Annotated in this window: 13 protein-coding genes and 1 tRNA gene; 6 read left to right on the top strand and 8 right to left on the bottom strand. The window is 57.6% G+C overall.

Annotated elements, in window-relative coordinates; all coding sequences use genetic code 11:
• Positions 1–471: 471 nt before the first annotated feature.
• Positions 472–557, bottom strand: a tRNA-Leu gene (locus tag ACR0FG_RS02045).
• 145 nt (positions 558–702) lie between these two features.
• On the opposite strand from ACR0FG_RS02045, the gene ACR0FG_RS02040 reads away from it, so the two are divergent.
• Together ACR0FG_RS02040 and ACR0FG_RS02035 are read left to right on the top strand one after the other, a co-directional pair.
• Positions 703–1,281: a YqaA family protein gene (locus tag ACR0FG_RS02040; protein ID WP_480889529.1), complete on the top strand. Its 579-nt coding sequence runs from the start codon at positions 703–705 to the stop codon at positions 1,279–1,281.
• On the top strand, positions 1,278–1,742 hold the full coding sequence (locus tag ACR0FG_RS02035; RefSeq protein ID WP_480889527.1) for a disulfide bond formation protein B: 465 nt from the start codon (positions 1,278–1,280) through the stop codon (positions 1,740–1,742). The genes ACR0FG_RS02040 and ACR0FG_RS02035 overlap by 4 nt, the downstream gene beginning before the upstream one ends.
• A 3-nt stretch (positions 1,743–1,745) precedes the next feature.
• On the opposite strand, the gene ACR0FG_RS02030 is transcribed toward ACR0FG_RS02035, so the two are convergent.
• On the bottom strand, positions 1,746–2,333 hold the full coding sequence (locus ACR0FG_RS02030; protein ID WP_170653521.1) for an HNH endonuclease: 588 nt from the start codon (positions 2,331–2,333) through the stop codon (positions 1,746–1,748).
• Between the two features lie 210 nt (positions 2,334–2,543).
• Here ACR0FG_RS02030 and ACR0FG_RS02025 point away from each other — a divergent pair, with 210 nt between their 5' ends.
• Together ACR0FG_RS02025 and ACR0FG_RS02020 are read left to right on the top strand one after the other, a co-directional pair.
• Positions 2,544–3,149 (top strand): pseudouridine synthase, encoded by a 606-nt coding sequence (locus ACR0FG_RS02025; RefSeq protein ID WP_480889524.1) that lies wholly within the window; start codon positions 2,544–2,546, stop codon positions 3,147–3,149.
• Between the two features lie 32 nt (positions 3,150–3,181).
• Entirely contained in the window at positions 3,182–3,607 is a 426-nt protein-coding gene (locus ACR0FG_RS02020; RefSeq protein ID WP_480889521.1) for a VOC family protein, read from the top strand.
• Here ACR0FG_RS02020 and ACR0FG_RS02015 read toward each other — a convergent pair.
• From ACR0FG_RS02015 to ACR0FG_RS02005, 3 genes are read right to left on the bottom strand one after another with little or no spacing between them, the layout of a single operon-like run.
• Positions 3,604–4,092, bottom strand: coding sequence for an N-acetyltransferase family protein (locus ACR0FG_RS02015; protein ID WP_480889519.1), 489 nt, complete (start codon positions 4,090–4,092; stop codon positions 3,604–3,606). The two genes, ACR0FG_RS02020 and ACR0FG_RS02015, sit on opposite strands and share 4 nt — an antisense overlap.
• Before the next feature lie 3 nt (positions 4,093–4,095).
• Complete coding sequence (locus ACR0FG_RS02010) at positions 4,096–4,761, bottom strand: alpha/beta hydrolase (protein ID WP_480889517.1); 666 nt, start codon at positions 4,759–4,761, stop codon at positions 4,096–4,098.
• Complete coding sequence (locus ACR0FG_RS02005) at positions 4,758–5,390, bottom strand: DNA-3-methyladenine glycosylase family protein (protein ID WP_480889558.1); 633 nt, start codon at positions 5,388–5,390, stop codon at positions 4,758–4,760. Before ACR0FG_RS02005 ends, ACR0FG_RS02010 begins: the two co-directional genes overlap by 4 nt.
• A gap of 106 nt (positions 5,391–5,496) precedes the next feature.
• On the opposite strand from ACR0FG_RS02005, the gene ACR0FG_RS02000 reads away from it, so the two are divergent.
• Positions 5,497–6,717, top strand: a complete 1,221-nt coding sequence (locus tag ACR0FG_RS02000) for an MFS transporter (RefSeq protein ID WP_480889557.1) — start codon at positions 5,497–5,499, stop codon at positions 6,715–6,717.
• Between the two features lie 6 nt (positions 6,718–6,723).
• Here ACR0FG_RS02000 and ACR0FG_RS01995 read toward each other — a convergent pair whose 3' ends face one another.
• From ACR0FG_RS01995 to cysS, 3 genes are read right to left on the bottom strand one after another with little or no spacing between them, the layout of a single operon-like run.
• Complete coding sequence (locus ACR0FG_RS01995; protein ID WP_480889514.1) at positions 6,724–7,500, bottom strand: squalene/phytoene synthase family protein; 777 nt, start codon at positions 7,498–7,500, stop codon at positions 6,724–6,726.
• A 3-nt stretch (positions 7,501–7,503) separates the two neighbouring features.
• The gene (gene cimA / locus ACR0FG_RS01990; protein ID WP_480889511.1) at positions 7,504–9,138 is read right to left on the bottom strand and encodes a citramalate synthase; all 1,635 of its coding nucleotides are present in this window, start codon (positions 9,136–9,138) and stop codon (positions 7,504–7,506) included.
• Positions 9,139–9,174: 36 nt separating this feature from the next.
• Complete coding sequence (gene cysS, locus ACR0FG_RS01985) at positions 9,175–10,572, bottom strand: cysteine--tRNA ligase (RefSeq protein ID WP_480889510.1); 1,398 nt, start codon at positions 10,570–10,572, stop codon at positions 9,175–9,177.
• A gap of 225 nt (positions 10,573–10,797) precedes the next feature.
• Here cysS and ACR0FG_RS01980 point away from each other — a divergent pair, with 225 nt between their 5' ends.
• A complete protein-coding gene (locus ACR0FG_RS01980) occupies positions 10,798–11,280 on the top strand; it encodes a hypothetical protein (RefSeq protein ID WP_480889509.1) in 483 nt (160 codons plus the stop codon).
• Positions 11,281–11,348: the final 68 nt, after the last annotated feature.

Below are 11,348 nucleotides of genomic sequence, written 5' to 3'. Positions count from 1 at the left end.
CCCCATGCTCCTTACGGCCCTTGTTCACCAAACGACAGATCGCACCACCCGTCGGATAATAAACACCCGTAACACCACCCGTCCCAATCGTGATAAACTCCTCTGCATAAACAGCCGGAGCGAGGAAGGCGGCGGTGGCAAAACCAGCGAGGCCGAACTTAACCTTGTTTTTCATCTTTGATCTCCCTGTTGTCTTTTTCGGCAGACTTGACGAAACCCGAAAACAGGCATCCTTGCCGCCTCGGTAACGTAAAGCTTTTCAGTATTTGATTTTTTCCAAAGTCTCCCAACAAATACGAGGTTTCATTCAGAGACGGCACTTGTCAAGGGTGGCTCAGGCTAGCACGCCCAAAAGCATCAATTTTGAAGAAATCCCGGAGATTTTCCCCGTCTAAGCTTGTCAAACAGTCGCGCTCAGCCGCGCGCACTTGCTTCAAAGAAAAGATCCGATCTTTGAGGGGAAACTGATTGTGGTGCCCAAGGAGAGACTCGAACTCTCACGCCCGTGAAGGCGGGGGATTTTGAATCCCCTGCGTCTACCATTCCGCCACTTGGGCCACGAACATTGGATTACCGTCCCATGCCGGGAAGGTCCAGAGGCAAAAATCAACCAAATCCCGGATTGTTTTACCAACCTAGGTTGACGGTGTGATGGGTGCGTGGTTTGCCTTGCGGCAACCGAATTATGGAAAACTGCATTCGATGTTGCGATCCCTTTATGACTGGACCATCCGACTGGCTGAACATCCGCACGCTCTGTGGGCACTGGCAATTGTTGCCTTTGTCGAAAGCTCATTTTTTCCGATCCCGCCGGATGTGTTGATGATTCCTATGATTCTTGCGCGCCCGTCGCGGGCTTGGCTCATCGCAACCGTTGCGCTGGTTGCGTCGGTTCTGGGGGGACTGTTGGGATATGCAATTGGTGCGTTCTTTTATGAAAGCGTGGGCCAGCCGATACTCGAAGCCATGGGTAAGGCGCACGCCATGGAAGAATTCAACACCCGGTTCAACGATTTCGGGTTCTGGGCAGTTTTGGCCGCCGGGGTAACGCCGTTTCCCTACAAGGTCATCACCATCATGTCGGGCTGGACCGGAATGCCTTTGGGCACGTTCGTCGCCACTTCTATTCTGGCACGGGCGCTGCGGTTCTTTGTTGTCGCCGGATTGTTGTGGAAGTTTGGCGAACCGATCCGGGACTTCATCGAAAAGCGTCTGGGGCTGATGTTCACTCTGTTCATCCTTCTGCTTCTGGGCGGATTTGCTGTGGTTAAACTGCTATGATTCGACGTAGGGCATTGATTGCGATCGCAACTGCCGGATCAGCGGCATTGCTCTTGGGGGCATGGGGATTTCAGCACATTGGCGGCCTTGCGCCCTGTAAGATGTGTATCTGGCAACGTTACCCGCATGGGATTGCCGTGGCTTTGGGGATGGTGGCGTTCGCCTTCCCCGGCATCCGCCCCCTGCCCCTGCTGGGCGCGCTGGTGGCTGCGATCACTGCTGGGATCGGCGCCTTTCATGCAGGGGTCGAGCAAGGCTGGTGGGAAGGTCCATCCACCTGCACCTCGGGGGATATCGGCGGGCTGACCGCCGAGGAGCTTTTGGACCAGATCATGTCGGCCCCGCTGGTACGGTGTGATGACATCCCGTGGGAGATGTTCAGCGTATCGATGGCAGGCTGGAATGCAATCTTGTCCGCCGGGCTTGTTCTGATCTGGCTGGTGGCCTGGCGCGCGCGCTAAGCGCTATTGCTGATCCAATTCGGCATCCCAGTAGAGGAAATCAATCCAACTGTCATGCAGGTGGTTGGGCGGGAATTTTCGCCCGATATTACGTAACGCTTCGGCATCGGGCTGGCGCGGCGGTTTATTCAAGGACATGCCCGCCTGACGCAGTGATTTCGATCCCTTGCGCAGGTTGCAGGGGCTGCAAGCGGCCACGACATTCTGCCAACTGGTAACCCCGCCCGCCGCGCGGGGTACGACGTGATCAAACGTCAACTCTCCACGGCTGCCGCAATACTGGCATTTGAATTCATCCCGCAGAAATAAATTAAAGCGCGTGAAGGCCACGCGCTTTCTGGGTTTGACATAATCTTTCAGGACAACAACCGAAGGTATTCGGATTTCCGTACTTGGGCTTCGGACGACCTCGTCGTACTCGGCCACAATGTCCACCCTGTCGAGCCAAGCAGCTTTAATCGCCTCCTGCCAAGGCCACAGAGATAGCGGATAATAGGAAAGCGGGCGATAATCGGCGTTCAGAACCAATGCCGGATGATGCCTGAGCGCACCGGGTTCCCTGACAAATTCGGTCCTGAAGTCTCCGTCCATAACAGAATCGCTCCTCGCTCTGTACTGCCCGTTTTGACATCAGAGCGGGGAACACCCGCCCCGGCCTTATCTCAACTATATATCGTGTTAAAACTCTGACAAGCCCCGAGTTTCCACAATATCTCGGGCATGTGTAATCCGCGTCAGTAACAGTGACGTGACAGTTATCCACAGGTTGCACCGCTATGCCTTGCGGGCTATGGCGGTGCCATGTCCTGGTTCATCCGCTTCAATAAACCCTTCGATGTGCTGCCGCAGTTTACGGATCGCGCGAACGCTGATTCGCCGCGCAGTACGCTGTCGGATTTTATCGACCTACCCGGCGTATATCCCGCTGGCCGATTGGACCGGGACAGCGAAGGGTTGATGTTGCTCACCGATCACGGGCGGCTGCAGGCGCAGATTTCAGACCCGAAGCACAAGATGGCCAAGACCTATTGGGTTCAGGTCGAAGGAGTCCCCGATGCAGCGGCATTGACAGCCCTGCGCGATGGGGTCGATCTGAAAGACGGCCCGACCCGCCCGGCCAAGGCCCGTACGATGGACGAACCCGAAGGACTTTGGCCTCGAACCCCACCCATTCGCGTGCGCCAGACTGTACCCGACAGCTGGATCGAATTGACGATCCGCGAAGGCCGCAACCGACAGGTTCGACGCATGACCGCCGCCGTTGGACATCCAACGCTGCGCCTTATCCGGGCGCGCATTGGGGACTGGACACTTGAGGGGCTGGAGCCCGGTACATGGGACAGTCTGCCGATGCCAGAAATCAGCACTGCACCGCAACGCAAGCGGGATCGCCGCACCCGTCGGTGACAAAACCGCGTCTAATCTGCTAAACTGAATATATGAAACTGACGCCGGATATCCCGACCCCGTCGGCCGTTTTGGAAGCGGCGTTGTATGTAGACGATTTGGATTCAGCCGAAAGGTTCTATGGCGAGGTGCTAGCGCTGGAGCCCATACAGCGGGTCGCCGAGCGGCATGTGTTTTATCGCGTGGGGCAATCCGTTCTACTGCTATTCAACCCGGACCAGACCGAGCAGCCGCCGGGCAACCCAGATCTTCCGGTCCCGCCCCATGGTGCGCGCGGTGCCGGACATGTATGTCTTGTGCTGACGCGTGAAGAAATTCAGACAATGCGCAAGCATCTGCTGGACTGGAACATCCCGATTGAGTCCGAATTCGATTGGCCCAACGGTGCACGATCACTTTATGTGCGCGACCCCGCCGGAAACTCGGTTGAATTTGCCGAAGGGCATTTGTGGGTTTAACGCAGGTCGAACCGTTTTGAGATTCGGTTGACGGGCGTTCCATTTTGCAACGGCACCCCGTAATCGATCGAGAAATCCTGAAAGCCCATTTTCTCGTAGTAGCTTAATCCAAGCACGTTATCGGCACGAATGGTTGCATTGATCGCATGAAATCCAAGCGACTTTGCCACGACCGCAGTCTCAGCAAACAATGCGCGCCCCGCCCCCCGCAGAACCGGAGACCGACGCGTGAACGTCGCTATATCGGCGCAGTCGTCAGGCAATGTTTCGTAGGTTCCCAACCACTGAAACCCGGCCACGTTACCTGTTTCATCCAATGCAACATGGCAGCAAATCTTGTCTGGCCCGTCCAAGTAGCTTTGGGTGAACAAAGCATCTGAAAACGGGATCTCGTGCGCAGTTGTACCGCCTGCCTCGATGATCTGGTTCAGGATTTGACAGGCCTCTGCCACATCCTCGCGCATCATGGGGCGGATGGTAATCATGATTTACAGGCTCAGCTTGTCGCGCATGAAGGCCAGGGCCACGCTCAGCCCATCGGGTGCAATACCATGGCCGGTGCCCTTCATGACATGAGCGTAAACCTCTTTGAAACCGGCGCTCTGCAAGGCCTCGGCAGCTTCGGGCAGCGACTGAGGTGGAACCACGTCATCAGCATCGCCGTGTACCAGCAGCACCGGCATCCGGCTGACGGTCTCGTCGGCGAGTAGGTCAGGCTCCAGCAGACGGCCCGAGAATGCGACGATCCCGGCCACCGGGTCTTCGCGACGGGGGGCAACGTACAAGCTCATCATCGTACCCTGCGAGAAACCGAACAAAACCACCTGCTCGGGCAATACATCCTCATCTACCATCAATGCGTCTAGGAAGGCGTTGAAATCCTCGACAGCCATCTCCATTCCGCGCCGCGCCTCTTCCTCGGACGAGCCATCAATCCACGGGATCGGAAACCACTGATAGCCGTTAGGCATTCCCAGGATTTGTTCGGGCGCATCAGGGGCAACGAACAATGTATCAGGCAAATGCTCGCCCAAAGGATCAGCGAGCCCAAGAAGATCAGCGCCATTCGCGCCATAGCCATGCACAAATACCACCACCGAGCGTGTGTCACCCGATACCGGCTCTTTCCTGAGCGCATTCAAAACCCGTGTCATCTGATCCCTTCTCTGTCTTTGGCGACTCGGTAATAGGCCCACAACACGCGCGCCGCAACTGAACGCCAGGGCGACCAGGCTACGGCCATCTGGCGTAACTCTTTGTCGGTGGGGCGTTTCGGCAGGTCGTAGAGGATGCGCGCCGCCTCTTGCAGCGCGAGATCACCGGGCGCGATCACATCTGCGCGACCCAGGCTGAACATGGCGTAGATCTCGGCAGTCCAGACACCAATGCCGGCAACCTCAGTCAGAACGGCGACGACCTCGTCATCAGATGCGTCACGCAATGCCTTGTAGTCGATACGTGCCTCGGCCAGTGCGCGGGCATACCGTATCTTCTGGCGGCTCAGCCCGACGGCACGCAGGTCGTCATCCGTGGCCCACATGATCTTGCGCGGGCCAGTCAGTTTGGCCTCTTTCAGCCTGTTCCATATGGCGTTTGCCGAGGCCACGCTGACCTGTTGGCTGACAATGGCGCTGAGCAATTGCGCAAACCCGTCAGGTTTACGCCGAAGCGGCAAAGGTCCGGTCTGATCCATCGCATAGGCCATGCGTGGACAGGCTGCGGCCAGCCAGTCCGCACCTTCGGCGACACAATCCGGTGTTTCGATAATTCGTCCGACCGGCATTTGCCCCCCTTTTTCCCAACCGATGAAGTGCACGTTAGGGCACCATGTCACAGATGCAAGCGGCTTGTGCGCCTCAAAGTTCGCGGCTACGGATATGCGCATGACGATGACCTCTGCCGCCCCCAACAATGCTCAAGCCAAGCGCAACGTCGCCGTACTGGTGGCGGCGCAAGCCATCCTTGGCGCGCAGATGCCGATGATGTTTATCGTTGGCGGTTTGGCAGGTCAGTCTTTGGCGTCCAATGCCTGCCTCGCAACGTTGCCGATATCGCTGATCGTCCTCGGATCGATGCTGGCCGCGACCCCGATTTCAGCCATCATGCAACGCTGGGGCCGCCGCGCCGGTTTTCTGGTCGGTGCAGCAGCCGGAGCCTGCGGCGGGTTGGTCGGCGCCTATGGCCTGTATCTGGGATCGTTCCCGATCTTTCTGCTGGGCAGTCTGCTGACCGGCATTTACATGAGCGCCCACGGCTTTTACCGCTTTGCCGCCGCCGATACTGCATCCGATGAATTTCGCCCCAAGGCGATTTCTTATGTAATGGCGGGTGGGCTGGCTGCGGCAATCATCGGGCCGCAGATCGTCAAACTGACCTCGACCGCCTACGTCATTCCCTTTCTGGGAACCTATGTGGCAGTTATCGCAGTCAATGTACTCGGCGCAGCTTTGTTCTTTCTGCTCGACATCCCAACCCCTGATCGGCCAGCGCCGGACGCCCCGAAAGGGCGCAGCCGGCTTGAACTGTTGAAAACCCCACGTATTGCCGTCGCGATAATCTGCGCAATGGTGTCATACGCCCTGATGAACCTTGTAATGACGTCGACCCCGCTCGCGGTTGTGGGCTGCGGTTACTCGGCAAACGACGCCGCAGATGTTGTCACAGGTCACGTTTTGGCAATGTACATTCCCAGCTTTTTCACCGGCCACCTAATTGCGCGGTTTGGCGTGGAAAAGATCGTGGCGCTGGGCCTTGCCATACTGGCGGGGGCCGGAGTTGTCGCCTTGCAAGGTATCGAACTGGGTAATTTCTTTATTGCCCTTATCCTGCTGGGCATCGGCTGGAACTTTGGCTTTATCGGCGCCACCAGCATGTTGGCGGATTCGCATGACGTGCACGAACGAGGCCGGATGCAGGGGCTGAACGACTTGCTGGTCTTTGGCGGTGTAACATTCGCCTCGCTGGCCTCGGGTGGGTTAATGAATTGTTCCGGCGGGTCGCCTGTCGAAGGGTGGACCGCTGTTAATCTGGCCATGATCCCATTGTTGACGCTGGCTGGCGGAGCGTTGCTGTGGCTGGTCCTTAGACCATCGGACATGCGCACAGCCTGATCCGGCCTACCAACGCCCCGTCGCGGCAAAACGCATCAAAGACCATCTGCGACGAATTTCTCCTTGCTTGAGCGCGCCGTCAGCGACGCATTGCGGCTTTTCGACAACCCGGCGCAACACCCATTCAGCCTGCCATCCCGCAGCCAAAGCGGGCCGGGCTGCATCTGAAACGCCCGAGCGCTTCGCCCGAGCACGCGCAAGCCTTTGCAACCCGGACTGGGCCAGCGCCCTGACGCCCTCGGTCGTTCCATCCAGCAACGGAATTCGTCCACGCGTCTCGAGATCCGGAATCGCCCGAAACCAGTTCGCGATCCCAACCGCATAGCCATAATCGCGCAGAACGGCATCGTCCGCCGGACCCAAAGCCTTACCGCTCGCGACGATCAAAGACCCTGCGGTCTGATCTATGTATGAATTGAAATGCGCCTCGTCTTCGAATGGATCACGATATATATCCCAGCGCCTTACAGCGACATATTCATCTAGCATCGTCGCAAGTTCTGGGGTCAGCACGCGCGACAGAGGCGTCACCACCTCATGCCGCCGAATGGTCGGACCATTCGCAATCTCATGCAAGGCATCGCGCCACCACTGCAGGCGCATCTCAGCGATCATCGGCTCTTGCGTTACCCACGGTGCCCGCGCGACCTCGACATTCAGCGCATAGATCGGAAACAGCACCGCACGCGCTGCAACAGGCGCCGCCATGGCCGCCATGAACCGGTCGGGATCGGCACGATGAACCAGAGCGGCGCAGGCTTTGACGTCGTCGTCAAACTCCACCGTCTACTCCGCCACAGCCGAATGCGGCCCGCAATCACGCACCAGTTTCCACTGAATCGCATCCAGCAGCGCCTCGAACGAAGCATCGACTATGTTCGCGCTGACGCCCACTGTGGACCATCTCCGGCCCTGCCCGTCTTCGCTGTCGATTATGACGCGCGTAACAGCCTCGGTCCCGCCTTGCGTTATCCGAACCTTGAAATCGACCAGATGCATGTCATCCAGAATTGGTGAATACTGACCCAGATCCTTGGCCAACGCCTTTGCCAGCGCGTTCACCGGCCCACGATCACTGCCGCTGTCATCCATGGACTCGCTAACCGACAGCTTTTTCTCACCATCGACTTTCACGACGACAACGGCCTCGGACAGGCTGACCATCTTGTTGTACTTGTTCTTGCGCCGCTCAACCGTCACCTTATAGCGCTTGACCTCAAAAAACTCGGGTAATTGCCCCAGTTCATCCCGCGCCAATAATTCGAAACTCGCCTGCGCGGTATCGTAAGAATAGCCCTCGGCCTCGCGCGCCTTGATCCGCTCGAGAATACGACCCAAAGCCGGGTCCCCTGCCTCGACCACCAACCCGGCCTCGGTCAGTCGTTTGCGAAGGTTCGACTGCCCCGCCTGGTTCGACATCGGGATGATCCGAGCGTTACCAACACTTGCAGGGTCGACATGTTCGTACGTCGCCGGATCCTTCAGGATCGCGCTGGCGTGCAACCCCGCTTTATGTGCAAAGGCCGACGCACCGACATAAGCCGACTGCTTGCTGGGCACCCGGTTCAGGATATCGTCCAGCATCCGGCTGATCCGGGTCAGATCAGCCAATGCTTCGCGACTGACCCCAACCTGATATTTTGACGCATAGGGTTCTTTCAGCAGCAATGTCGGGATAAGCGCTGTCAGATTGGCGTTGCCACACCGTTCGCCCAAACCGTTCAAAGTACCTTGCACCTGCCGCGCCCCAGCATCAATGGCAGCAAGTGAACCGGCAACTGCATTTTCCGTATCATTGTGTGTGTGAATCCCCAGATGGTCGCCCGGAATACCCGCTGCGATTACCTCGGACACGATCCGACCAACTTCGGCAGGCAGAGCCCCACCATTGGTGTCACATAACACAATCCAACGCGCCCCGGCATCCAAAGCCGCCCGGCAGACCTTTAGCGCGTATTCCGGGTTAGCCTTGTATCCGTCAAAGAAATGTTCGGCATCAAACAACGGCTCGCGCCCCTGCGCCGCGAGATGCGCCATCGAGGCGCGCACATTTTCGACATTCTCGTCCAGATCGATACCCAGCGCATGGGTCACATGATAGTCATGGGCCTTTCCGACCAGACAAACAGCCCGCGTTCCCGCATTCATCACCGCCGCTAGCACGTCATCATTTTCCGCGGACCTGCCCGACCGCCTGGTCATCCCAAATGCGGTCAGACAAGCCGAGGTCTTTGGGGCAGCGTCGAAAAACGCGCTGTCGGTCGGATTTGCACCGGGCCACCCGCCTTCGATATGATCAATGCCCAACGCGTCCAGCGCCTGTGTGATCTGGATTTTTTCGGCGGTCGAGAACTGTACGCCCTGCGTTTGCTGCCCGTCGCGCAGGGTGGTGTCATAAAGATAGAGGCGGGTTTTGGTCATGTCTGGCTCTCTGGCGTATTCGGGCGGATCAGCGGCTTAGATGTTTTCCAGTTTTGAGGGGTCAAAACCGGCCCCAGGGACCAGTTTGACCGTATCCTTGCTCATGCGGACTTCAACACCAGCGGCGATGAACAGGGATTTCAGGCGATCAACTTCGGAAAAATCCTTGCTGATCATGGCCGCCGCTCGCGCCTTCGCAAGCTTTTCTTCATACGAAGAAAAGTCCGCCGCCCCAGCGGTGGTCCAGGCGCCCATCTCATCAGTCAAAAGCCCCAGCACCCACGCACCGGCCAACAGGCCCGGCCCATCACCGGCAGCCGCAAGACGGTGCAGTTCGGCGATGGCCCCAGCCGTGTTCAGATCATCCCCAAGCGCATCGATGACCGCGGGGGCCGCGCTGGCTGCGGGCTCGATGCCCGCTGTCAGCGCCCGCCACTTGCGCAGCGTCGCCTCAGCCTCACGCGCTTTTTTTTCGGTCCAGTCCATCGGCTTGCGATAGTGAGTCTGCAAGAACACAAAGCGGATCACTTCACCCGGGACACCCTGTTCCAGCAAGTCGTGCACCGTAAAGAAATTGCCCAGCGACTTGGACATTTTCTTGCCCTCGACCTGTAGCATTTCATTATGCAGCCAGACCCGCGCAAACTCACCCTGGGGATGCGCGCACCGGCTTTGCGCGATCTCGTTCTCATGATGGGGGAACATCAGATCGTTCCCACCGCCGTGAATGTCAAAACTCTCGCCCAGCAACTCATAGCTCATGGCCGAGCATTCGATATGCCAGCCAGGGCGCCCCCGGCCCCATGGGCTGTCCCACCCCGGCAGATCATCGGTCGAAGGTTTCCACAGAACAAAGTCCATAGGGTTCTTCTTGTAGGGCGCAACCTCAACGCGCGCGCCCGCGATCATGTCGTCCACAGACCGGCCCGACAGCCTGCCGTAATCGTCTTTCCACGTATCGACCGCGAATAGCACATGTCCCTCGGCCTCATAGGCGTGACCCTTTGCGATCAGGTCTTCGATCATCGCAACCATCTGCACAATGAACTGCGTGGCACGCGGCATCTCGTCTGGCTCAAGCGCACCCAGCGCCCCCATGTCATGCAGATACCAGCCAATGGTTTCGTCGGACCGTTCCTGAACCAACTGCACAAGCGTTCCTTCGGCTCCGGCCTGTTTGCGGGCCAGCGCAGTGGCGTTGATCTTGTCATCCACGTCGGTGAAATTGCGCACATAGGTCACCTGATCAGCGCCATAAACATGACGCAACAGGCGGTACAACACATCAAACACAACTACGGGGCGCGCGTTTCCCAGATGCGCCCGGTCGTACACTGTCGGGCCGCAGACATACATCCGCACATCTTCAGGGTCGATCGGTGCGAAATCCTCTTTCGCCCGCGTCCGCGTGTTGTGCAGTTTGATCATCGTCATCTGGTCTTGCTCCTAAGCGTAAACGTCTCGCGCTGGCGCGGGCTTAGCAACTTGTCTCAGAGATGAAAACGAAAGAAACCGGCCCGCTTGATAAATCAGCAGGGAATGCAGCAGGTAATGATGCAAGTCATCGGGTTCATGCGCGCACGCTAACAGATGCTGTTCTATGCGCCAACCCGTAGAAATGATAAAATGTGCCCAGCGTAAATTTTTGCAGGTGCATTCATGTTAAAGAAATCCGACGCAAAGAACCTCTTCTTCCTCAGCCAAACAAGCAAGCGCATCCTTGTCCTTGAACGGAAAATGGGTCCGGTACTCAAGCAACTGGATCTGATGATCAAGCTTTCAGGGTCGCCGATGCTGGACTCGACAACGCTGCTGCGCGAATCCAATAAGGCGCTCAAATCGATGACCGAGGTCGACAAAGAGTTGCGCAGCATTCTGGCATTAGCCTCGAAAAACATCAAAATGCTGTCGCGGACCGAACGGAAGAAGGCCGCCGACAACTTCCGGGGCCAGGTCAAAACCTTCGAAAAACGATATATGGCTGCGGCGTTCAAAAAGGCGCAAACACTCGCAAAGATTTCCAAGAGCAAGGATACCCACCCCGGCACCAGCCCGGGTAGCCCGTTCCTCGTGATCTTGCGCCTCATTCAGATCGTTGTCCTGATGGCGAAGTACTATCGGAACGAAACCAAAAAGCTGTAAGCGGCGCAAACGGCAAACCGCGACTTTGATTGACAAAACAGATCAGCTCTGCCCCATTTCGCCCAGAG

It is taken from the genome of Ruegeria sp. E1, from assembly GCF_056534225.1.
Note: the sequence above shows the minus strand (reverse complement) of the source record. Positions and strands in the feature narration are given on the sequence as shown.